18 protein-coding genes are annotated in these 23,341 nt (G+C 42.3%); all 18 read left to right on the top strand.

The annotated features are described in order from the left end of the window. Positions 1 to 22 precede the first annotated feature (22 nt). The 18 genes from scyF (at position 23) to WKK05_RS05950 (ending at position 22,864) form a co-directional block, all read left to right on the top strand. Entirely contained in the window at positions 23 to 1,213 is a 1,191-nt protein-coding gene (scyF, locus tag WKK05_RS06035) for a scytonemin biosynthesis PEP-CTERM protein ScyF (RefSeq protein WP_341528864.1), read from the top strand. Between the two features lie 175 nt (positions 1,214 to 1,388). Continuing rightward, positions 1,389 to 2,291 (top strand): EboA family metabolite traffic protein, encoded by a 903-nt coding sequence (locus WKK05_RS06030; protein ID WP_341528863.1) that lies wholly within the window; start codon positions 1,389 to 1,391, stop codon positions 2,289 to 2,291. A 117-nt stretch (positions 2,292 to 2,408) separates the two neighbouring features. Continuing rightward, on the top strand, positions 2,409 to 3,353 hold the full coding sequence (locus WKK05_RS06025; protein ID WP_341528862.1) for a TatD family hydrolase: 945 nt from the start codon (positions 2,409 to 2,411) through the stop codon (positions 3,351 to 3,353). 152 nt (positions 3,354 to 3,505) lie between these two features. Continuing rightward, the gene (gene eboC, locus WKK05_RS06020; protein ID WP_341528861.1) at positions 3,506 to 4,429 is read left to right on the top strand and encodes a UbiA-like protein EboC; all 924 of its coding nucleotides are present in this window, start codon (positions 3,506 to 3,508) and stop codon (positions 4,427 to 4,429) included. A gap of 50 nt (positions 4,430 to 4,479) precedes the next feature. Next, the gene (gene tyrA, locus WKK05_RS06015) at positions 4,480 to 5,574 is read left to right on the top strand and encodes a bifunctional chorismate mutase/prephenate dehydrogenase (protein WP_341528860.1); all 1,095 of its coding nucleotides are present in this window, start codon (positions 4,480 to 4,482) and stop codon (positions 5,572 to 5,574) included. 86 nt (positions 5,575 to 5,660) lie between these two features. Further along, entirely contained in the window at positions 5,661 to 6,305 is a 645-nt protein-coding gene (locus WKK05_RS06010) for a DsbA family oxidoreductase (protein WP_341528859.1), read from the top strand. Then, positions 6,302 to 7,516, top strand: a complete 1,215-nt coding sequence (locus tag WKK05_RS06005; protein WP_341528858.1) for a 3-dehydroquinate synthase — start codon at positions 6,302 to 6,304, stop codon at positions 7,514 to 7,516. The genes WKK05_RS06010 and WKK05_RS06005 overlap by 4 nt, the downstream gene beginning before the upstream one ends. A gap of 94 nt (positions 7,517 to 7,610) precedes the next feature. Beyond that, positions 7,611 to 9,011, top strand: a complete 1,401-nt coding sequence (locus tag WKK05_RS06000) for a nucleotide pyrophosphatase/phosphodiesterase family protein (protein ID WP_341528857.1) — start codon at positions 7,611 to 7,613, stop codon at positions 9,009 to 9,011. Between the two features lie 809 nt (positions 9,012 to 9,820). After that, a complete protein-coding gene (locus WKK05_RS05995; protein ID WP_341528856.1) occupies positions 9,821 to 12,040 on the top strand; it encodes an anthranilate synthase in 2,220 nt (739 codons plus the stop codon). 246 nt (positions 12,041 to 12,286) lie between these two features. Then, positions 12,287 to 13,129, top strand: coding sequence for an indole-3-glycerol phosphate synthase TrpC (trpC, locus tag WKK05_RS05990; protein ID WP_341531033.1), 843 nt, complete (start codon positions 12,287 to 12,289; stop codon positions 13,127 to 13,129). A 270-nt stretch (positions 13,130 to 13,399) separates the two neighbouring features. After that, positions 13,400 to 14,353 carry a zinc-dependent alcohol dehydrogenase family protein gene (locus tag WKK05_RS05985; RefSeq protein ID WP_341528855.1) on the top strand — a complete coding sequence of 318 codons (954 nt, stop codon included), beginning with the start codon at positions 13,400 to 13,402 and terminating at the stop codon, positions 14,351 to 14,353. A 146-nt stretch (positions 14,354 to 14,499) separates the two neighbouring features. After that, entirely contained in the window at positions 14,500 to 15,333 is an 834-nt protein-coding gene (gene trpA, locus WKK05_RS05980) for a tryptophan synthase subunit alpha (RefSeq protein WP_341528854.1), read from the top strand. 156 nt (positions 15,334 to 15,489) lie between these two features. Then, positions 15,490 to 16,722: a tryptophan synthase subunit beta gene (gene trpB / locus WKK05_RS05975; protein WP_341531032.1), complete on the top strand. Its 1,233-nt coding sequence runs from the start codon at positions 15,490 to 15,492 to the stop codon at positions 16,720 to 16,722. Between the two features lie 82 nt (positions 16,723 to 16,804). Continuing rightward, the gene (gene trpD / locus WKK05_RS05970) at positions 16,805 to 17,947 is read left to right on the top strand and encodes an anthranilate phosphoribosyltransferase (RefSeq protein WP_341528853.1); all 1,143 of its coding nucleotides are present in this window, start codon (positions 16,805 to 16,807) and stop codon (positions 17,945 to 17,947) included. A 92-nt stretch (positions 17,948 to 18,039) separates the two neighbouring features. Beyond that, positions 18,040 to 19,104: a 3-deoxy-7-phosphoheptulonate synthase gene (aroF, locus tag WKK05_RS05965; RefSeq protein ID WP_341528852.1), complete on the top strand. Its 1,065-nt coding sequence runs from the start codon at positions 18,040 to 18,042 to the stop codon at positions 19,102 to 19,104. Between the two features lie 483 nt (positions 19,105 to 19,587). Beyond that, entirely contained in the window at positions 19,588 to 20,190 is a 603-nt protein-coding gene (locus WKK05_RS05960) for a hypothetical protein (protein ID WP_341528851.1), read from the top strand. A gap of 757 nt (positions 20,191 to 20,947) precedes the next feature. Continuing rightward, on the top strand, positions 20,948 to 22,240 hold the full coding sequence (locus tag WKK05_RS05955; RefSeq protein ID WP_341528850.1) for a hypothetical protein: 1,293 nt from the start codon (positions 20,948 to 20,950) through the stop codon (positions 22,238 to 22,240). Between the two features lie 186 nt (positions 22,241 to 22,426). Then, the gene (locus WKK05_RS05950) at positions 22,427 to 22,864 is read left to right on the top strand and encodes a hypothetical protein (protein WP_341528849.1); all 438 of its coding nucleotides are present in this window, start codon (positions 22,427 to 22,429) and stop codon (positions 22,862 to 22,864) included. The last annotated feature ends 477 nt before the right edge of the window (positions 22,865 to 23,341 follow it).

The raw sequence follows: 23,341 nt of genomic DNA, 5'->3' as shown, positions 1-23,341 counted from the left end.
AAACAACCAGGACTTAAAACTCATGGGATTAGCAAAAAATTTGTCAATTGGCATTCTCGGTGCTGGATTTATGGTAGTGGCAACAGCTGCCCAAGCCAAGTCTCTAACATTAACTTACGACAGTAGTATTGGTGAGCCTGGCTTCGGCCCTGGGCAACTTTTTGTTCCCCAAGGCATAACAGTAAATAAATCCGGCAATGTCCTTGTAAGCAACGGTCGCGGTCTTAATTCTGACGGCAGCTTTAATCCAAATATTGGTAACAAGGTCGAGGTATTTAGTCCTAAAGGTGACTATCTTGGAGCAATTGGCAAAGGCGGGAAAGACCCTGGAGAATTCGACGAGCCATCAGCTCTAGAAATCTCCCCGAAAACTGGGAATTTATATGTAGGTGATGTTTACAACAACCACGTTAGTGTTTTCGATTCCCAAGGTAAATTCATTAAATCTTTTGGCTCATTTGGCGGTCTCATACCGGGTAGGGCTTTCTTTGGGCCATCTGGTGTGACATTCGACAAAACAGGCAATGTGTATGTAGGTGATTTTAGCGGCGACAAAATTAATAAATACACTGCCGACGGTAAGCTAATTGGTTCCATTGGCACATCTGGCACTGCACCTGGGCAGTTCCAAGGGCCAGCAGGTGTAAGAATTTCCGAAACCAGCGGAAATATTTATGTTAGTGACCAGTTTAATAACCGCGTTCAGGTACTTTCTCCAGAAGGTAAACCTATCTTGACATTTGGTAAGCAAGGTACTGGAGATGGAGAGTTTAATCAGCCCATTGGTCTTGAAGTAGATGAGTATGAAAATATCTATGTAGCTGATTCTATTAACAGCCGCGTCCAGGTATTTGATAAAAACGGTAAGTTTCTTACTGCATTTGGTAAACCTGCCCGTAATCCAGCTGGTGAAGTTGTAGCCGCTCCTAAACTAGGAGACCCACCTTTTGGTGATCCTTTAGACCTCACACCAGGTTCATTTAACTGGACGGGTGGTACAGCCTATAAAGATGGCAAGCTCTATGTAGGTGATTTCTTCCAAGGTCGCGTTCAGGTGATCAAAGTCAATGGTGCAGCCCCAGTGCCTGAACCTAGTGCAGCATTAGGCATAGGATTATTCGCAGTTGGGATTACTGCTGCTAAATGGCGCAAAAATAAACAGAAAAAGTCAGTTATCACTCTAGAAAAGGAACTGGTAAATACTTCTATTTAACAAAGTTCTAAAGATTAATACCATTTTGAAACAAGAACGTGACAGATAGAACATTGTAGAGATGTTGCATGGCAACGTCTCTACGAAGGATTTGTTGCAATCATTTATTGAATTGGTATAAGCATTCCCTGGCTTTGCCAGGGAATTAAGAAAAACAAATATTTAAATAAAAATAATGTCTGCTGTAATTATTCACAAACTAACTCGTATTAATGACTTATTACATCACTGGGTTACACAACAAGTTAGTCAGGAAGCTGTTACTTGGTTAGATGAAAAAAGTAACCAAATCAAAAGCGACGCGAGTGCGCGAGTTTTCTTTACTGCGTTTAGTGCAGTACCTCGCTATATAGGCAAAAACCAGCTTCATCTAACTCCAGAAGATTTAAAAGCAGCTTCGGCAATACAAACAGGCTGGTCGCCGAATGATTGGAGTATAGATCAAGCTGCTCGTACACTACTAGTATTAGCTCTGCCACAAGATAATGCAGAAAAATATTTAAACATCTTAGAGCAAGTATTTATAACTGCTGATGTCGGAGAACTAGTAGCACTTTATCAAGCTTTACCCCTAATGTCTTATCCAGAACGTTTGCAAAAACGTGCTGCTGAAGGGGTTCGTAGCAACATGACAGCAGTATTTAATGCTGTCGCTTTACGAAATCCCTATCCAGCACAGTATTTTGACACTCTGGCATGGAACCAGATGGTATTGAAAGCTTTATTCGTAGGTAGTCCTCTACATCTAATCCAAGGTCTTGATTCTCGTGCTAACCATGAGCTAGCGAGGATGTTAATTGACTATGCCCACGAACGTTGGGCAGCTTCTCGCTCAGTACCTGCTGAATTGTGGCGATTGGTGGGGCGATTTGCCGACCTTGCCACTTTAGCAGATTTGCAGCGATCGCTCAATGACCCAGACCCAATTCAACAAGCTGCCGCTGCACTTGCTTGTGCTGACTGTCCCTTACCTCAAGCTCAAGTTATCCTCGCCACTTACCCAAATCTACAGAAGTCTATACAAGCAGGGTATTTAACTTGGAATAGTTTGAATCAAAAAGTCAAAAGTCAAGAGTAGAGACGCGATTATACTCTTACGAGAAGCCGCTCTTCGAGCGTCTATGCGTCTCTACAGAGGTCAAGAGTCAAGAGTTATCTCTCTCTCATCCCTTCATCCCCTCATCCCCTACAATCCATGACCAATATGATGTTTATCGACCCCCACATTCACATGAGTTCGCGCACCACTGACGATTACCAGATGATGCGTAAGGCGGGAATTGTAGCAGTAATTGAACCAGCTTTTTGGTTTGGGCAACCACGTACTAGTGTCGGCTCTTTCCAGGACTATTTCAGCAGTTTAGTTGGTTGGGAAAGGTTCCGAGCATCTCAATTTGGTATCAAGCATTATTGCACAATTGGCTTGAACTCAAAAGAAGCTAATAATGAAGCCCTTGCAGAACAAGTCATGGAACTATTGCCTCTCTATGCTTGTAAAGAAGGTGTAGTGGCTATTGGTGAAATTGGCTACGATGATATGACCCCCGCAGAAGATAAATACTTCCGCCTCCAATTAGAATTGGCAAAAGAGCTAGATATGTTGGTGATGATTCATACACCACATCGTGACAAAAAAGCGGGTACAAGTCACAGCATGGATGTCTGCATTGAGCATGGGTTAGATCCATCACGGGTAATTGTAGATCATAACAATGAAGAAACAGTAGAGGAAGTACTAGAGCGGGGCTTTTGGGCAGCATTCACAATTTACCCAAACACCAAAATGGGGAATGCCCGCATGGTAGAAATTGTCCGTCAATATGGGGGCATTAGCGAAGCGGGACGTGATAACGTTCGTCGCATTATCGTAGATAGTAGTGCTGACTGGGGAGTTAGTGATCCTCTGGCTGTTCCCAAAACTGCTTTACTAATGCTAGAGAGAGGAATTCCAGAAGCTGATGTGCAAGCAGTTTGTTATCAAAATGCTCTTGCAGCTTACGGCCAAAGTGGACAAATCCAAGAGTCAGACTGGCTTAATCCCTCACTCATCGACCAACGACAGAAGTTTAATGATAATTCTGTACTGCGGGGACAAACACCACTGGTAGAGTCCAGCCGTGAATATGCATTAATTGAGTAATTTGTCATTGGTCATTGGTCATTTGTCAGTAGCAATACATCCTTGGGTGAAGACGCGATTCATCGCGTCTCTACAAATGGTCTATTTGCCACATTCTTTTTTTAAATTGGTATTACTTCCCTGCACCTTGCTCCTCTGCCTCCCCACTCACTATGAATACTGCAATATTAAGTTCCCATCGTTCATGGGCATATCTACAATTGATGCGACCTGCCAACATTGTCACCGCATGGGCAGATATCATGGCTGGCTTTGCTGCTTCAGGCTGTTTTGTCCTCAGCAATCAAGCAATTGACAGCGAAGTTAGTTTTGTACCACTTGCATGGTTATTGTTAGCCACCACAGGTTTATATGGTGGAGGTATCGTATTTAATGATGTATTTGATGCAGAATTAGATGCTCAAGAGCGACCAGAGAGACCGATTCCTAGCGGGAGGGTATCTCGTACAGAGGCAACCTTATTAGGAAGCCTACTTTTGATTGTAGGTGTGATGGCAGCTACTCAAGTGTCTTGGTTGAGCGCTAGTTTGGCTACAAGCATTGCTTTAGCTGCTTTATTTTACGATGCTTTTGGGAAGCATCACCCCATCCTTGGCCCAATTAATATGGGGATTTGCCGTGGAGGCAACTTATTACTAGGGGCGAGTGTTTTGCCGGCAATATTAGGGCAATGCTGGTTTTTAGCTGTGATTCCCATAGTTTACATTGCTGCTATCACCGTTTTGAGTCGTGGTGAAGTACATGGAGCAAAGCAGAGTATTGCAGTAATAGCGCTGCTGCTAGTTATCGCAGTTATTGTGGGACTTTTAGGGCTAGGGTTGTTGACACAGTATGAGGCCTTGGCAGCATTACCATTTATTAGTGTGTTCGCTATTCGGGTGTTGCTTCCTTTTATTAAAGCTGTACGCCAACCTACTCCAGAACAAATCCGCATCGCAATCAGGGCTGGGGTATTATCACTAATTGTTTTAGATAGTACACTTGCTGCGGGTTTTGCAGGGTTGCCCTATGGTTTACTCGTCTTGAGTCTGTTGCCAATTTCAACAGTACTAGCGCAAATCTTTGCTGTAACTTAAAGCAACTAGCGTCGCAAAGAATAAACTTTTGAAAATCGGAGGCAAGGAAAATGCCTTTGCAATCCTCTTATTCGGATAGGCTTAAACAAACCGACCAAAGCTTGATTGCTTTGTTACGCGATCGCCTATCATTAGTATCATTACTAGCAGCATCAGAAGTTCCTTCTTTAGAAGAACAAATCGCTAATGTCGCTCCCTTACTTGCTCAAGCTGGAATCCCTGAATCTGTTTGGACAAGTGTAGTTAATAGCTGTCATGCCACGCTGATTCCAAATCCTACATTAAATCATGTCAAACCCCGACAAATTACGATTATCGGTGGGTGTGGCAGGATGGGAAAATTATTCCAAGAGCAACTTGAGTTAGTAGGTCACAACGTTAGTATTCTTGAGCAAGAAGATTGGGATTATGCAGATAAATTGTTGAGCCACGCAGAACTAGTAATAGTATCTGTTCCGATTGAATATACAGTTGACGTTATTAAACGTGCAGCTCAATACCTTTCTTCAACTACAGCTTTATGTGACATCACCAGTATTAAAAGTCAGCCAACTCAAGTAATGTTGGAACATCATTCAGGCCCCGTCATGGGATTACATCCGATGTTTGGGCCAAATATTAAATCGTTTTCTGGACAAAAAATAGTTGTATGCCCAGGACGAAATGATGATTTATTTGAATGGTTATTAGACTTTATCAAAAATCAGGGCGGAGAGCTAGTTGTTTGTACGCCTGAAGAACATGACCAAATGATGGTATTTATTCAAGCAACACAGCACTTCTTACGATTTAGCTTTGGTGTTTTTTTAGCGCAACAAAGAGTAGATATAGGCCGTAGCTTATCAATGTCAACTCCTAATTACCGACAAGAAATTGATATTGTCAAACGTTTATTTTGTCAAAACCCTCGCTTGTGTGTTGACATTATGCTAGCAACAGAAGAGAGATGTGATGCAATCAATTCTTTGGCTAATACATATAGTCGTTTGGCAAGACTGGTGGCTAAGAAAGATAGAGATGCATTAATTCGAGAATTTGAAAATGCTCAAGGATTTTTTGTAGAGGAAAACAAGTCTTTTTTAAATAACGAACTGCGTTCGCCTCCGGTCTCACAGAGAAGAACACCTTCGCGTAGCGTCTCGTAGAGAAGGACGCCAAATCTTATCAAGTCCACCTAGCTAAATATAATAAAGCTTAAAAACTCTCTGCGCCTCTGTGTGAAATAAAAACTATGCTGATAGATATCTTCCACGATACAGTTTGCCCCTGGTGCAGAATTGGAAAAAAACATCTTTTTGATGCACTAACACAATGGAATAAAGAAGCTGTAAACATCCGCTGGCATCCCTTTCTTCTCGACAATACTGTTCCTAGCTCCGGATACGAATTTCGTAGCTTTATGCAAGAGAGAAAAGGTATCAAAGAAGAACAACTTCAGCATTTGTTTGATTACACACGGCGTGCAGGTGAAGCAGCTGGCGTTAAGTTAAATTTTGAAAAAATTCGCTTAGCCGTCAATACTACGCTTTCACACAGACTGATTAATCTAGCGCCAGCGAACATCAAAAACAATATCGTAGAAGCAATTTATCAAGCTTATTTTGAAGATGGTTTAAACATCGGAGATATTGACGTTATTGTTGCCATCGGTGCAGCCCACCAAATGGATTCTACCGAATTAAAGCTGCAATTAAGCGATAATGCTGCACTTAATGCAGTTGTGGCTGAATCAGAATCTGCTCGGTTAAATGGCATTACCAGCGTGCCATTCTTCATCGTTAATAACAAAATCAAAGTTGATGGTTCTCACTCAGTAGACGTGTTTCTGGAAGCTTTGAATCGTGCCGCCCTTATAGAAATATCAGCAAAAATATGATAGTAGATATTAAGCAAAAAAGTATATCTCATCTGCGATCGCTTCAGCAGAGTGTTTCGGTTCGCTTCAATTATGAGGTTTTATTCACGAACAATCTGTTTGACTTAAAAAATCCCACTTTAGCGCAGGTAATTGCATCTGATGGGGAAAAAAAGCCAAAGAAAGTATTAGCAATCATAGATGCTGGTTTATTGCAATACTGGCCTGATTTATCTAATAAATTAGCAGCATATAGCAATTTTTATGCAGAAGTACTAACACTTCCTGTTGAACCGATAATAGTTCCAGCAGGTGAAGCTGCTAAGAATAATCCAAAGTTACTAGAGCAAATTCACCAAGTTATTGAATCAGCAGGAATATGTCGCCATTCCTACTTATTAGGAATTGGAGGCGGTGCTGTGTTGGACTTGGTAGGATATGCCGCTGCTACAGCCCATCGAGGAATCCGTCTCATCCGAATTCCGACAACAGTTTTAGCACAAAATGATTCTGGTGTCGGAGTCAAAAACGGTATCAATGCTTTTGGTAAAAAGAACTTTCTTGGCACATTTGCCCCACCTTATGCAGTGATTAATGATACTGCATTCTTGACAACCTTAGATGATCGCGACTGGCGTTCTGGGATTGCAGAAGCCCTCAAAGTAGCCCTAATTAAGGATGCTCACTTCTTTAATTTTATCCACTCCCACACCGCAGCCCTTGTCCGTCGAGACATGGATGCAATGCAACAGCTAATTTATCGTTGCGCCCAGTTACACCTCGAACATATTGCTAATAGCGGCGATCCTTTTGAAATGGGTTCATCTCGCCCTCTGGATTTTGGTCATTGGGCTGCCCATAAACTAGAGCATTTGACTAACTACAATTTACGTCATGGCGAAGCAGTAGCGATCGGCATCGCTTTGGATACCACTTACTCCTATCTTCTAGGAATACTTGGTTACTCAGAGTGGCAAAGCATACTCAGCACACTCTCGGCGCTGGGTTTCACCTTGTACGTGCCAGAGATGGCTGACCAATCATGTTTATTTCAAGGTTTGACCGAATTCCGTGAACATTTGGGCGGCGAATTAACCTTAACTTTATTGCAAGCTATTGGCAAAGGAATTGAGGTTCACGAAGTCGATTTATCTTTATACAAGCAGGCAATTTCGTTATTAAGTGATTTCGTCGAAACAAACCAAGCACCAATCACATTCAAAGTGGTGTAATGCCAATATTCTTCGTGTCTTTGTGCCTCTATGGTAGATATTAACCACAAAGACACAAAGCATCGCTTTAATATAAAATTTACTGTTTGTTCTTATGCAAAAAACTGTTGTTCTCAACGTCGTAGGATTGACGCCTAGCCTTGTAGGTGAGTATACGCCCTTCCTTTCCCGTTGGGCAGAACAGGCAAAAGTCATACCGATTGAACCCGTGTTACCTGCTGTTACCTGTACAGCACAAGCAACCTATTTGACAGGGAAGCTACCTAATGAACATGGAATAGTTGCCAATGGTTGGTATTTTCGGGATGAGTGTGAAATTAAGTTTTGGCGACAGTCTAACAAACTTGTTCAGGCTCCCAAGTTGTGGGACATGGCGAAAGCAATAGATCCGAACTTTACTTGTGCCAACTTATTCTGGTGGTACAATATGTACTCTTCGGTGAACTATGCCGTCACTCCCCGACCGATGTATCCTGCTGATGGCAGGAAAATTCCGGATATTCATACGCAACCGAAAAAATTGCGATCGCAACTCCAAAATGACTTAGGTCAGTTTCCTTTATTCAATTTTTGGGGGCCGAATACATCCATCCGTTCCACCCAATGGATTGCAGATTCAGCAAAGTGGCTTGAAGAACGTTCTAACCTGACGCTGACACTCGTTTATCTGCCACATCTAGATTACTGCTTACAAAAGTATGGCCCTGACATCAATAAAATAGCTAAAGATTTGCAAGAAATTGATGCGGTTTGTGCTGATTTGATCCAATTCTATGAAAGTCGGGGCGCTGAAGTTATTGTCTTATCAGAATACGGAATTACATCAGTATCCAAACCAGTTCACCTGAATCGGATGCTGCGAAAAAAAGGTTTGTTAACGGTGCGCGAAGAATTGGGTAGAGAACTCCTAGATGCTGGTGCTAGTAAAGCATTTGCTGTTGCAGATCACCAACTTGCCCATGTTTATGTTAATGATCCAGATTATATTTCCACGGTGCGATCGCTTCTAGAAGAAACTGAAGGAGTTGCCTACGTTTTAGATCAGAGCGAAAAATCAGCCTATAATCTGAATCATTCGCGATCGGGAGAATTAGTAGCAGTAGCCCAGCCAGATGCTTGGTTTACTTATTATTATTGGCTTGATGATAGCCGCGCCCCCGATTTCGCTAGAACTGTAGATATTCACCGTAAACCTGGTTATGACCCTGTAGAACTTTTCCTTGACCCGAACATCAAACTTCCCCAGGTCAAAATCGGTCTGAAACTTTTAAAGAAACAGCTCGGACTTCGTTACTTGATGGACGTGATACCCTTAGATGCTTCTTTAGTACGTGGTTCTCACGGTTGTCTTCCATCTTCTCCTGCTGAGAGTCCCTTATTGATCACTAAACAAACTCACTTGCTTGATTCATCATCAATTAAAGCGACTGATGTTTGCCAATTGATCCTTGGACATTTGAGTAAACAAGACTTACGCGCAAAAGTTGTTTTTTGAAATTAAGGGTTTAACACTAATTCGTAATTAAGAGGTGGGTGACTGGTGTTCAAGAGTCAAAATGAGCCAGCCACGCCACTATAAAAGAGCTTAAGTCCAAGTTTACAGAGGTATTAGCTTCAAGCTAATACCTCTGATACTGTTTCTCTGTGAAGCTGCATCATATTTAACCCCCGCCTTTGGCGTCCCCCCAAGGCATCGGGGGGACTACAGAGAGGTCGAATTAAGCGTATCTTTAAATAGAATTGGTATGACAGATGTACGCTTCTAACTGTGTATTCATATCAGGCATTTTGTAAAATAAAATGGTGTAATACCAATTCACGAAAATCTTGATAAATATAGGTTTCTCGTAGGGACACGGCATTGCCGTGTCCCTACCAAAGTATTTATATCATTCTTAAAGTGGAATAGTGTAAATTGTATTAAAAACGGGAATTAATCATATTAATTTTTCTATTTTTTTAATTCTACTAAAGAAAATTTATCTCAATATATATATTATTTTTATAACCATAGATAGAGGCGGATATTAATAAAAATTGCTTTTCAAAATATACTAAATGAGGTGAAATGACAAGCTAATAAATTGACACCTGAATCGAAAAATTCTTCATTTATATGTTGTTTTACATTGAGTAAGCTTAATTAAGAATAAATAAATAATTGCAAATATCTGCACTTCAGAAACAATAAATAATTTGAAATTGTTTCCAGATATTTAACCATTTAAATTTTACTTTAAATCAACTTAGTTATCAATAGTTATGAAACGCTTGTGACTAATAACTAATCTAGAGGGTCTATCTATGATTGCTGATTCCCATTCCTATACAACTCTTGGCGGTGTCAATGTCTCTCGCTCCATCACAGAAGTTAAGATGGAGACTGCTCTCGAAGAAATTTTATTCTATCTAAATTCTCAGCGTGGAGGCTTGCTAGCGAGTAGTTACGAATATCCAGGGAGATATAAAAGATGGGCGATTGGATTTGTCAATCCACCAATAGAATTGTCAACGCGGGAAAATGCTTTCACTCTCAAAGCCTTAAACGATCGCGGTAAAGGAATTTTACCATTACTGTTAGAGCGTCTATCTGAGTCGAACCAACTTCAAGAAATTAACTTTAACGAAGATAATAACTATATTGCAGGTTTTGTTAAACCAACAAAAGAATTTTTTGCTGAAGAAGAACGCAGCAAACAGCCTTCAGCATTTACAGTTATTCGCGAAATTTTACATATTTTCTCTAGCCAAGAAGACGAACATTTAGGTTTGTATGGTGCATTTGGTTACGACTTAGTTTTCCAATTTGAGCCAATCAACCAGCAGTTAGAACGTGCTAGTGATCAACGAGATTTGGTACTATACCTACCTGATGAATTGATAGTTGTTGACTACTATCAGCAACGAGCATTTAGTATTCAATATGAATTAGAAACTATATATGGCAGCACTAATAATCTGCCTCGAACAGGTGAGTCTGTTGATTATCTAGGCAAACGTCTAACACCGGCTCAAACTGCTGACCATGAAAGAGGCGATTATGCCAAACACCAAGTTGAAGTGGCACTCGATTATTTCCGTCGGGGTGATTTATTTGAAGTAGTTCCTAGCCAAAACTTTTTTGAAGCTTGTGAAGAAAAACCCAGCAAATTATTTGAAACTTTAAAGAAAATTAATCCTAGTCCCTATGGGTTTATTTTTAATCTTGGTGGAGAATACCTGATAGGTGCATCGCCAGAAATGTTTGTGCGGGTTGAAGGTAGACGCGTCGAAACTTGTCCGATTAGTGGTACTATCACCCGCGGACAAGATGCTCTAGACGATGCTGTGCAAATTCGCCAGTTACTCAACTCACACAAAGATGAAGCTGAGTTAACGATGTGTACTGATGTAGATCGCAATGACAAGTCCCGGATTTGCGAACCCGGTTCAGTGCGAGTCATCGGTCGTCGGCAAATTGAATTATACAGCCACTTAATACATACAGTAGACCATGTAGAAGGGACACTGCGATCGCAATTTGATGCTTTAGATGCGTTTCTCAGTCATACTTGGGCAGTTACAGTTACCGGCGCACCTAAAAAGGCAGCAATTGAGTTTATCGAACAGCATGAACGCAGCGCTCGACGTTGGTATGGTGGAGCAGTTGGTTATTTAAATTTCAATGGTAATTTAAATACTGGATTAATCCTGCGAACAATTCGGTTAAAAGACTCCATTGCTGAAGTCCGAGTTGGCGCAACTGTTCTGTATGATTCGATACCACAAGCAGAAGAACAAGAAACCATTACCAAAGCAGCCGCTTTATTTGAAACAATTCGTAGTGCTAAAGAAAGTAGCGGCACAATTAAGCCGCGTAGTTTCGCAAAATTGAGCAAATACCTCCCAGATGTAGAATCCGGGAAACGCGTCTTACTCATAGACCATGAAGACTCATTTGTTCATACACTAGCCAATTACATCCGTCAAACGGGTGCAAGCGTCACCACTCTACGTCACGGCTTCTCAGAATCGCTGTTTGATACAGAACGCCCTGACCTTGTTGTTTTGTCTCCTGGCCCTGGTAGACCTAATGATTTTCGAGTTCCTGAGACTGTTGCCGCCTGTGTCCGTCGCCAAATACCCCTGTTTGGAGTTTGTCTAGGACTGCAAGGCATCGTAGAAGCTTTCGGTGGAGAGTTAGGAGTTCTCAACTATCCTCAACATGGTAAATCTTCGCGGGTTTTCGTCACAGATTCAGATTCTGTTCTATTCCAAGGTTTACCAGAAACCTTTGCAGTAGGTAGATACCACTCATTATTTGCTCTACCGCAACGCTTGCCAAGAGAACTCAACATCACAGCGATTTCTGAAGACGATGTGATTATGGGCATTGAGCATCAGACACTTCCGATTAGTGCAGTTCAGTTTCACCCAGAGTCAATCATGACGTTATCAGGCGAAGTTGGTCTAACAATGATCAAAAACGTTGTGCGTGCTTATACGCTAAGTAAAGAATCATTAGTTATTGGGCATGGGGCATAGGTCATCCCTTCGGCTTCTCTACGAGACGCTTGGCGTTAGCGAAGCTTTCGCTTTAGCGATACGCTCAGGACAAGTGGGCATGGGGAATAAAGCTATTAGTTTGCTCTACTCTCCACTCCTCTTAAGAAAAAATGCCTCGTTTCACCCCACTGAATAAAAATTTGAAACCCCTTATATCAAGCCTTTTGCTATGCGTCATAATTACGAATTACGTAGCTTGCTTCTCGCCAAAGGCGAGTATTACGAATTAGTATGACTAACCAAGTTGCCCCGCCTCAGCATATTCTCGATGAAATTGTGTTGCATAAGCAACAAGAAGTTGCACAATTGCAGCACGAGTTGCCTTTAGCTTCTTTGCAACAGCAGTTAACTACTGCCCCAACTGTGCGAAATTTTCTGACTGCTTTGCAAGAAAATCCCAGCAAACCCAGCTTAATTGCTGAAGTTAAAAAAGCATCACCGAGCCGCGGAATTATCCGGGAAGACTTTGACCCAGTGGCGATCGCTCAGGCTTATGAACGAGGTGGTGCAGCTTGTCTATCAGTTCTGACAGACCAAAAGTTTTTTCAGGGTGGTTTTGCTAATCTGCGTGCAGTGCGAGCAAACGTAACATTACCGCTACTGTGTAAAGAGTTCATCATTGAACCTTACCAAATTTATTTAGCACGAACAGCAGGCGCAGATGCAGTATTATTAATTGCTGCCATCCTTTCAGACAAAGAACTCCAAGACTTTTTGCAAGTGATTCACGATTTGGGAATGACTGCACTAGTGGAAGTTCATACCTTGGCTGAATTAGATCGAGTGCTAAAGCTAGATGGTCTACGTTTAGTAGGAATTAACAACCGTAATCTAGAGGATTTTACAGTTGATTTAGGAATAACACAGCAACTTTTAGCACAGCGGCAACAAGAATTACAAAGCTTGGGTATCACTGTTGTCAGCGAGTCTGGACTGCATACACCTGCTGATTTATCTCTTGTAGCTGAAGCTGGTGTTCGTGCCGTTTTGGTAGGAGAGTCTTTAGTTAAACAAAGCGATGTAGAGCAAGCTGTGCATAGTTTATTGAAACAAAATCTCTCTGCCTAGAAAAAAAGCATTGAGAAAATTTAGCTCACTTGAAAGAGCGAGCCAAGTGATTTTACTTTGTGTCTTTGTGGTTGAAAAATAAATCTTATTAACCACAAAGACACCAAGAAAACTAAATTTTGAAGATTCCACTTAGACAAAGCTAGGGGATTCAGTGCAATCAAAATATACTTCTTGCAGAACTTGGGCCAAGGGGCAAGATAAAGGACTAAATTTCCCTTTCCCCTTAACCCTTTTCCTAAAAGCAAGCCAATGCTTTGAGGCAATTGTATGAAAGCGATAGTGATCACAAGCTTTGGAGACCCAGAAGTCTTTGCACAGCGAGAAGTAGATAAACCTACACCAAATGATAACGAAGTTTTAGTCAAGGTTTATGCAACCTCAGTCAACCCAGCCGACTGCGGAGTGCGTCAAGGATTTTTTGGAGCAAGGATTAAACTACCAGCAATATTAGGCTATGACGTTTCAGGTGTCATTGAAGCTATTGGTAAAAACGTCACAGATTTTCAAGTAGGTGACGAAGTTTATTACGCTATAGGACTTTTAGATGGTGATGGAGCTAATGCAGAGTATCATCTCGCAAATGAATCAATTGTTGTCAAAAAGCCTGTAAATATATCCCATATCGAAGCGGCTAGCGTACCTATAGCAGGAGGTATCGCATGGGCTGCACTCATCACCAGGGCAAACATCATCATTGGTGAAACCGTCTTAATTCATGGTGGTGCTGGCGGTGTTGGCACATTCGCAATCCAAATAGCTAAAGCAGCTGGTGCTTATGTATACACAACCTGCGGCGGCTACGACCTTGATTTTGTATATTCTATTGGTGCAGATAGAGCGATCGATTACCGTAATGAAGACTTTATTAACATTATTATGCAAGAAACAGGTGGTGAAGGAGTTGATGTGACTTTTACTACTGTTGGCGGCAATATTTTAGCCAAAAGTTTGATAGTGACGAAGCCTGAAGGACGTGCTGTTACTATAACTAGTGTTGCAGGTGATCTTAATACTGCCATTTTCAAAAATATCACTATCCACTTCGTACATTTAGATAACGCCCGCCCCAAGCTGGATGCCTTGCGAAACCTAATTGAACGAGGTCAAATCCTACCTATTGTTGGCATGACTTTTCCGTTGACTCAAGTAGCACAAGCCCATCAAAGACTTGAGGAAGGCGGTGAAGGTGTGCGCGGCAAAATAGCTGTCGAGGTTGCATGAATAAGTAAGTGTTTAAGCTGTGTGACATTTAATTTTCCATGTTTGCAGAGTGGCAAAAGGTAGGAGTGGAAGATAAAGGAGAGAATAACAAGCAATCCCCAATCCCTAGTCCCCAGTCCCCAGTCCCTTTTAGGTGAATTATTAAGATGACTTCTATATCTGAGTACTTTCAAACTTTACGTAATCGCAAACAGTCGGCGTTGATTCCTTTTATTACCGCTGGCGACCCTGACTTGGAAACAACTGCTGAGGCTTTACGCATCTTAGATCGCAATGGTGCTGACTTTATAGAGTTAGGTGTTCCTTACTCTGACCCCTTAGCAGATGGGCCTGTGATTCAAGCAGCAGCAACTCGCGCTTTGCAAAAAGGTACAAAATTAGAGCAAGTGCTAGAGATGTTGCAAGCCGTGAGTCCTAGCTTGAAAGCACCAATAATTCTATTTACTTATTACAATCCAATTTTGCACCGGGGTATTAAGTCGTTTTTAGCGGATATTGCTAATGTTGGGGTGCGAGGCTTGGTTGTACCAGATTTACCACTAGAAGAGTCAGAAGAATTAATAGAAACTGCTGCTAATTTCGGAATTGAGGTAATTTTACTCGTAGCGCCTACCAGTTCCAAAGATAGGATAGAAGCGATCGCCCGTCAATCTCAAGGATTTATCTACCTTGTGAGTGTAACTGGTGTTACAGGTGTACGCTCTCAGATTCAAGACCGTGTGAAGCATATCCTAACGGATTTGCGAACCATCACTGATAAACCCATTGGCGTCGGCTTTGGCATTTCAGGCCCAGAACAAGCGCATCAAATAGTTGAATGGGGTGCAGATGCAGTAATAGTTGGTAGTGCCTTTGTCAAGCGTTTAGCTGAAGGTAGCCCAACTCAAGGACTGCAAGCTGTAGAAAAACTTTGCCAAGAACTTAAAGCAGCAATTACAGAAAGTCGGCGAGAAAGTGCATCCCTTCAAGGGGTGAAATAAATTTCAACTTAGGGCATTGGGCATTCTTCGTTAGTTATTTCTTCCCCACTCCCTCACCCCCTACACAGACGCGATTCATCGCGTCTCTACCCCCAATCTCCCTTCTGCTGTTCGATAAAGACTTTAAACATCAAAGGATTTTAACAAGTGGTAAGCATACAAGACATTGACACTGCAATTTCGTCTGCAACTGCGCGGCCTGATTCTTTAGGCAGGTTTGGCAAATTCGGTGGTAAGTACGTGCCAGAAACCTTAATGCCTGCATTAAGTGAATTAGAAACGGCTTTTTATCAATATCGCAATGATCCCAGCTTTCAAGCTGAGTTGCAAGGTTTACTCCGGGATTATGTAGGCAGACCCAGCCCGTTATATTTTGCTGAACGTCTCACAGCACACTATGCTAAACCAGATGGCACAGGTCCGCAAATTTACTTAAAGCGTGAAGATTTAAATCATACTGGCGCTCACAAAATCAATAATGCTTTGGCTCAGGTGTTGTTAGCCAAACGTATGGGCAAGCAACGAATTATTGCAGAGACAGGTGCAGGTCAGCATGGTGTAGCAACTGCAACCGTATGTGCGCGTTTTGGGTTGAAATGTGTGATTTACATGGGCATCCACGATATGGAACGGCAAGCCCTAAACGTGTTTCGGATGAAGCTGATGGGCGCAGAAGTTAGCCCTGTGGAAGCAGGTACTGGAACTCTCAAGGATGCAACTTCTGAAGCAATTCGAGATTGGGTGACAAATGTAGAAACGACCCATTACATTCTGGGTTCTGTTGCTGGCCCTCACCCTTACCCGATGCTGGTGCGTGACTTTCATACAATAATCGGTCAAGAAACTCGCTCTCAATCTCAAGAAAAGTGGGGAGAACTCCCAGATATTCTTCTGGCTTGTGTGGGTGGAGGTTCCAATGCGATCGGATTGTTCCATGATTTTGTCAATGAACCTTCTGTGCGCTTGATTGGTGTGGAAGCGGCAGGTGAAGGTGTAGATACAGAAAAACACGCAGCAACTCTAACACGAGGACAAGTTGGAGTTCTGCACGGCGCGATGAGTTATTTACTTCAAGATGATGATGGGCAAGTAATCGAAGCACACTCAATTAGTGCCGGACTAGACTATCCTGGCGTTGGCCCTGAGCATAGTTATTTAAAGGATCTTGGTCGCGCCGAGTATTACAGTGTCACTGATAAGCAGGCACTAGAAGCATTTCAAAGGCTTTCCCAATTAGAAGGAATTATTCCAGCCTTAGAAACTGCTCATGCGATCGCCTATTTAGAAACTTTGTGTCCTCAGCTAGATGGCAGCCCCCGCATTGTGATCAATTGCTCCGGCAGAGGCGACAAGGATGTGCAAACTGTAGCAAAAGTCCTTAATCATTAGTCCCCAAAGTTCTGAGCGTCGCAAGCCGGCGCTCAGACTTCTCTGTTTGTTCTTCGCTAATGACCAATGACAAATCACCAATATGACAGCCGTAACTCAAGCTTTACTTGACAATATACTCGTTACTCCTGACTCATACGACTGGCCAAGTTTATTACAACAGTTGCTTGATCGGCGATCGCTAAGTGTTTCTCAATCTCAGGCTCTGATGGAAGGTTGGCTCACAGATGCCATTCCTCCGGTACTATCGGGGGCAATTTTAACGGCGCTTCAAGCCAAAGGCGTATGTGCAGAAGAATTGGTTGGTATGGCCAGTGTCTTGCAATCCCAAGGGCTGGGGACTGGTGATTCGGGATTAGGGATTGGGAAAACTTTTGCCCAATCCCCAGTACCCAGTACCCAGTCGCCAATCCCCTTAATCGACACTTGCGGAACTGGAGGAGATGGGGCTTCAACCTTCAATATCTCTACTGCTGTCGCTTTTGTTGCTGCCGCCGCAGGGGTAAAAGTTGCCAAGCATGGCAATCGTTCAGCATCTAGCAAGGCTGGTTCAGCTGATGTATTAGAAGCTTTGGGAATAAATCTCAACGCCAGTCCTGAGAAAGTTCAAGCAGCAGTTGGCGAGATTGGAATAACCTTTTTGTTTGCCCCAGGCTGGCATCCAGCACTAAAAGCAGTAGCTGCTTTGCGAAAAACGTTGAAAGTACGTACTATTTTTAACCTGTTGGGGCCTCTAGTAAATCCGATGCGACCCACAGGACAGATTATTGGTGTGAATGACCCTCTTTTACTAGAGCCGATCGCTGAAGCTTTATCACAATTAGGATGTCGGCAAGCGATCGCACTCCATGCAAGAGAAAGGTTAGATGAAGCTGGTTTGGCTGACATCACTTATTTAGCTGTACTCCAAGAAAAAAAAGTACGTTCTCTCACACTCAATCCTCAAGAACTCGGTTTGAGTCCTGCACCAACAGAGGCACTACGAGGCGGAGATATCCAAGAAAATGCAGAAATCCTCAAAGCAGTTCTGCAAGGTAAAGGCACTCAGGCGCAGCAGGATGTAGTTGCTTTAAATACAGCGCTAGCACTGCAAGTCGGTGAGGCCATTGATCGGGAAACCGATATTATATCCGGTTGTATCAAAGGAATTGTCCTTGCAAAACAAGTTCTGCAAAGCGGTGCTGCTTGGACAAAACTAGAACAACTTGCCCAATTTTTGCATTAATAGCCAACTTCTATTAACAACACACGGTAGGAACGCACATCTGTGCGCCTCTACTTAATTACACCCAGCCAGTATACAAAAGGAAAACGAAGATGATTGTAGTACTTAAAACTGGTACACCTACTGACGAAATTAATCGGATCAGCGAAGGTTTGAAAGACACTTGGGGAGTCACAGTAGAAAAAAGTGTCGGTGAACATAAAGTTATCTTAGGGTTAATTGGCGATACTACTGCCATTGATCGGATGCAAGTCCAGGAGTTCAGCCCTTGGATTGAGCAAGTATTGCGAGTAGAAAAACCTTTCAAACGGGTTAGCCGAGAATTCCGACATGGGGAAGCTAGCGAGGTTGTTGTACCCACGCCTAACGGTCGCGTTTACTTCGGAGAGCATCATCCTATAGTGGTGGTAGCTGGCCCTTGTTCCGTTGAAAATGAAGAGATGATTGTGGAAACTGCCAAGCGCGTGAAAGCCGCAGGAGCAAAGTTCCTGCGTGGAGGAGCTTACAAACCTCGCACCTCACCTTATGCGTTTCAAGGACATGGTGAGAGTGCTTTAGATTTGTTAGCAGCAGCGCGTGAAGCTACAGGTTTGGGGATCATCACAGAAATTATGGATACTGCTGACCTAGCAGCAGTGGGAAGAGTGGCTGACATTATCCAAGTCGGTGCTAGGAATATGCAGAATTTCGCTTTGCTCAAAAAGGTAGGCGCTCAAGATAAACCTGTGTTACTAAAGCGGGGAATGTCCGCCACTATTGACGAGTGGTTGATGGCTGCTGAATATATCCTGGCATCGGGAAATCCAAATGTGATTTTCTGTGAGCGGGGAATTAGAACTTTTGATGCCAAATATGCTCGCAACACCTTAGATTTGTCGGTGATTCCAGTATTGCGATCGCTCACACATCTACCAATCATGATTGATCCTAGTCATGGTACTGGTAAGTCTGAGTATGTTGCACCTATGGCAATGGCTGCGATCGCAGCTGGTACAGACTCCTTAATGATCGAGGTTCACCCGAATCCAGCTAAGGCTTTATCTGATGGGCCTCAGTCCCTGACCCCTGATAAATTTGACCGCTTGGCTCAAGAAATGTCAATTATAGGCAAAGTAGTTGGACGCTGGTCTATACCTGCATTGGCAACTGCTGTTTAGTTATATAAATAGGGCAGATATTTTCATCGCTTCTTCCTATTACCTGCCCTACGTTTCCTATTTAATGCAACTCGGCATTGAGCAAGAATTAGCGCTTGAATATTTTACAGATATCATGTGCTAATAAACAATAACACCAGGGATTTAGAGCTTGTTTTTAACTCTTTAATCTCTCGTTTTGTCTATCAAAATTAGTTAAAAACAGTTAGCTAAATTATCGACAATAAATCTAAATATTGTTCATTTCAATATTAGTAAATCTTGTTTACTATATATGAGGTTAGTAGAAGTTGAAGCGTAACTTTACTTATCCAATATTTAGATAAATCAATCAATAGTGAACTCCCTAAGTTCCATAGGCTAATAGCTAGCTCCAGCAATAGAAGAGTACAACAGTAAGTTATAAGCTCGGTTAATTCGTAGCTACTTGATGTTGTAACACTAACAAAGTTTTTAACCGTACAAATAGGAGGACAAGTTCTGATGGCAGATACAAATAATAGTGGTAGTAGTAACGCCCCTTCTAACGAAGAGTTAATTAACCAGCTTAAAAACTCACCCTTTGGCCCTGTCTTTGAGATTCCAAATGCAGACCAAGATGAAATACTAGCAGCTTTTGGCAAAGCTTTTGGTGATGGAGGTGGTAAAAATCCATTTCCAACTGGAAGTAGTCCAGATAACTTACCTTATGATGGCAATCCTTTCGCTGGTGAAAACTTCTGGAATATCTTCGCTGGCGGTGTAGATCCCACCAAAGGCGGCGACCCTTTAACTGGTGGCGGTGGTAGTCCATTCCCTACAGGTGGCAGTGGTAGTCCATTCCCTACAGGTGGCAGTGGTAGTCCATTCCCTACAGGTGGCAGCGGTAATCCACCTACAGGTGGTGGTAGCCCATTCCCGACTGATGGCGGCAGTATCCCATTCCCTACAGGTGGCAGCGGTAGTCCATCTACAGGTGGCGGTAGCCCATTCCCGACTGATGGCGGCAGTATCCCATTCCCAACAGGTGGCAACGGTAGTCCATTCCCTATTGGTGGTAGCGGTAGCCCATTCCCAACAGGTGGCAGCGGTAACCCATTCGCTTAGTAGCAACACTCATTAGAATTACAGCAAAATCCGCAGATTAATATAGATGAACTATCTATATTAATCTGCGTTTTAATTTGAATAATTTCAGCTATCGCCAAATAATTACTCTGTTGTTTTTTGAACTACACTATCACTTAAAAATCAAAACCTTCATTGTTAATATACTGACTCTTGAATGGGGCAAGTATTTATATTTACTATTTTATTTAGTAAAATGTAAAATTTTTTACAAGACAATACTGCTTTAATAAATGCTTAGGACAAGCAGCAGGGCGATCGCATGATGTCAATAAAACTATTCTCCTCTCAAGGGACTTCCAAAAAATAAATTATTACAAAATTATTTGTACATTTGTAGAGGCGCAAGGCCTTGCACCCCTACTGGAAGTCCCCAATAGACTCAAAATAATCTCATTAATCTCTGCTTTGGGATAATTGCCCAAAGTAACTAAAAAATTGACAAGCCAATCAAAAGATTAGTCATTGCAATTAAGATATTATTCAGGTAAATTTTTTAGTAAAGTATAGATAACAACACTTAGTAAGTATTGTATAAATCATAAAATTAACAACTTTTAAGTTGCTAAGACAAAATTTAAATTATCTGACTTAGTAAAATTAGTTTTTTAGAGAAAAAACGAAAAAATAATATTAGAAAATACACCTTAATTTGATTTAATTAATTTTTAATCTCACTGTAATGTGTCGAGTTTTGAAATTCCAAACCTGAATTAAAAATAGGAGATTATTACTGATGGTAGCGTCTGCTGTAAACTCCGTTAATGATAGTGGCAACACATCTACTACTGGTAATGCCTTGACTGGCGGCAATAGCAGTCTGCCTCAGCGATCGCCATCAACGTACCTAAAATTAATTGAGCGTGATCAGACATCTTTAGGTAGCAATGGCAATCCTCTCCCAGGTGGTGGTTTTAACCCGTTTGCAGGAAATGGTAGTAGTAAACTTGAGAAAATAATCTTCAACCGCTTAAAGTCGGTTCTCGGTGACGATTACTTTAATGGTACTAACAACCCGTTTACTAAAGGTGGTAGCAATCCATTTGTAGGTGGTGGCAGTTCTATTCCTAACAGTGCTAGTAACCCGTTTACAGGTAGCGGAACTAATCCATTTGCAGGTGGCGACAATCCACTTCAACAATCGCCTTTCGACCCTTTAAAAGAAGTTCTTGGCGGCAATTTACCCTTTAACAGTAATACATCCAATGCTGCTGGTAACCCGCCTTTTAATGAAAGCAACGCACCAATTGGTAATGGCAATAGGAATTCTGGCAGTAACAACGGAACTATTGGCAACTTCAACTCAGACTTTGGTAATGATAGTGCAACCATTGGTAATGGCAACTGGAACTATAAGAATAACAACGCAACCATAGGTAATGGCAATTGGCACTTCGGTAGTGACAACACAACCCTTGGTAATGGTAACTGGTATTGGGATGAGGGAAGTAACAACAAAACCCTTGGTAATGGTAATTGGAACTTTGGCGGTGATAACGCAACTGTTGGAAACGGCAACTGGGGCTTCGGTACTGACAATGCAACCATTGGAAACGGTAACTGGGACTTCGGTACTAACAATACAATAATTGGTAATGGCAACTGGGTATTCACCAGCGGTAATACAGTGGTTGGTAATGGCAACTGGTTAGAAAATGGTGACAACACAGTTATTGGTCTTGGTGACAAAACTATTCCACCAGGGATTAAGGGAGATGTTGAGGTACTAATTAACTCCCTTATAGGTAGAGTAGGTAAGGATTTCGTAGGATTAACAGGAAACTTGGGAGCATCAGATATCCAAACGCTTAATCGACTTATTTTTTCTAAAGGCGTTGGTGTTAACGATGGTGATATATCTACTGATGTTCAGCAGTTTTTGGGATCACTTAAGGCAATTTCGGGGAATGCGATCGCTTACCCATCTGTACCCAATCCTCAGTCTGTTCCTGAACCAGACTCCTCAACGTTGTTGGTAGTAACGGGACTTTTTTGTTTGCTATTGAGAAAGTTCAAAAAATATACATAATTCTGGTTGCTAAAATAGACGTTTTACAAAAAGCTGGACTGCAATTTTCAAAAAAAGTCAAGTACTTAACTGTATTTGTAACATATCTTTGTGAAATCTTTAAGTTGTATAACGAGCTAAAGATTCCATTCGCGACGAAAATTAGTTGAATAGAAATAAACTAATTTGACAATAAAAAGGATTGAAATGGGACTTCGCGACGGACTTTTGAACTCAAACAAAAAGACTATGGTCGTAAATGACTGCTGTAGCTTGATAGAAGCACAACTTGCTTCAAAGTCAGGCATAAGCGGCGTCGCTCTGAAAACTGCCTTCGCCGCTCTTAAAGGGGTCAAGCCAGGATATATCCCCTACGTTGTCGAGCAGATTCTGCCGCAGTGCTTCACAGCACTTGATCCTATTTGGAGCGAGGGTGAGCAGAAGGGCGACCCAGTTGGTCATCTTGCTGCGAGTCGTTCTGAAACAGCGGACGCGCTACTTAGCGTTACTGACGCAAGGCTTAAGGACGTATCGCGGGCGATTGTGCGAGGAACTTATCAAAAACTCCGCGGCTCAGCCAAGAAACACGTAGAGGAAGCAGTGCCAGACTTAGCTAAAGTAATCGATAAATATACCAAAGTCTGATCCATAAAAGAATGTACGCCGCAGTCCAATGCTGCGCCAAAATAGGTCAAACCCTGACTGAATTAGTAATGCTGTAAGAAGCTCTCCCCAAAGTCTCTTTACCTATAAGGAAAGCTTGGGGGAGAGCTTTCCGAAGCTTAGATGTTAATAACAATACTTTTTAAACATCCTCTAAATGTAAGGTTTACTTATATCTTGCACCAGGCGACTGGAAGTCGCGGCTACACAGGCAAAACCCACCTGGTGGGTTTCAAACCCTTGATGTTCCGTCAGTCCGCGCAGGCGGTGAGACCAGCGCTGCGGGAGGGTTTCCCTCCGCAGGCGACTGGCGTTAGCGTCAGCGTAAAGCCTTCGGCATGGCTTCGCTTAGAGCGAGCTTGCGTATCGCTAAAGCGAAAGCTCCGCTAACGCGCAGCGTCTCGCAGAGAGCGTCACCCGAAGGGACTTCGTTTGTATAGCCGCGATTTCTAATCGCCA

This window comes from Nostoc sp. UHCC 0302 (assembly GCF_038096175.1).
Lineage (GTDB): Bacteria > Cyanobacteriota > Cyanobacteriia > Cyanobacteriales > Nostocaceae > UHCC-0302.
This window is presented reverse-complemented; position numbering and strand designations above follow the sequence as displayed.

Excerpts from the sequence above, each read along its gene's own strand:
- scyF (WP_341528864.1), top strand. The coding sequence starts at position 23 with ATGGGATTAGCAAAAAATTTGTCAATTGGCATTCTCGGTGCTGGATTT.
- WKK05_RS06030 (WP_341528863.1), top strand. The coding sequence starts at position 1,389 with ATGTCTGCTGTAATTATTCACAAACTAACTCGTATTAATGACTTATTA.
- WKK05_RS06025 (WP_341528862.1), top strand. The coding sequence starts at position 2,409 with ATGACCAATATGATGTTTATCGACCCCCACATTCACATGAGTTCGCGC.
- eboC (WP_341528861.1), top strand. The coding sequence starts at position 3,506 with ATGAATACTGCAATATTAAGTTCCCATCGTTCATGGGCATATCTACAA.
- tyrA (WP_341528860.1), top strand. The coding sequence starts at position 4,480 with ATGCCTTTGCAATCCTCTTATTCGGATAGGCTTAAACAAACCGACCAA.
- WKK05_RS06010 (WP_341528859.1), top strand. The coding sequence starts at position 5,661 with ATGCTGATAGATATCTTCCACGATACAGTTTGCCCCTGGTGCAGAATT.
- WKK05_RS06005 (WP_341528858.1), top strand. The coding sequence starts at position 6,302 with ATGATAGTAGATATTAAGCAAAAAAGTATATCTCATCTGCGATCGCTT.
- WKK05_RS06000 (WP_341528857.1), top strand. The coding sequence starts at position 7,611 with ATGCAAAAAACTGTTGTTCTCAACGTCGTAGGATTGACGCCTAGCCTT.
- WKK05_RS05995 (WP_341528856.1), top strand. The coding sequence starts at position 9,821 with ATGATTGCTGATTCCCATTCCTATACAACTCTTGGCGGTGTCAATGTC.
- WKK05_RS05985 (WP_341528855.1), top strand. The coding sequence starts at position 13,400 with ATGAAAGCGATAGTGATCACAAGCTTTGGAGACCCAGAAGTCTTTGCA.
- trpA (WP_341528854.1), top strand. The coding sequence starts at position 14,500 with ATGACTTCTATATCTGAGTACTTTCAAACTTTACGTAATCGCAAACAG.
- trpD (WP_341528853.1), top strand. The coding sequence starts at position 16,805 with ATGACAGCCGTAACTCAAGCTTTACTTGACAATATACTCGTTACTCCT.
- aroF (WP_341528852.1), top strand. The coding sequence starts at position 18,040 with ATGATTGTAGTACTTAAAACTGGTACACCTACTGACGAAATTAATCGG.
- WKK05_RS05960 (WP_341528851.1), top strand. The coding sequence starts at position 19,588 with ATGGCAGATACAAATAATAGTGGTAGTAGTAACGCCCCTTCTAACGAA.
- WKK05_RS05955 (WP_341528850.1), top strand. The coding sequence starts at position 20,948 with ATGGTAGCGTCTGCTGTAAACTCCGTTAATGATAGTGGCAACACATCT.
- WKK05_RS05950 (WP_341528849.1), top strand. The coding sequence starts at position 22,427 with ATGGGACTTCGCGACGGACTTTTGAACTCAAACAAAAAGACTATGGTC.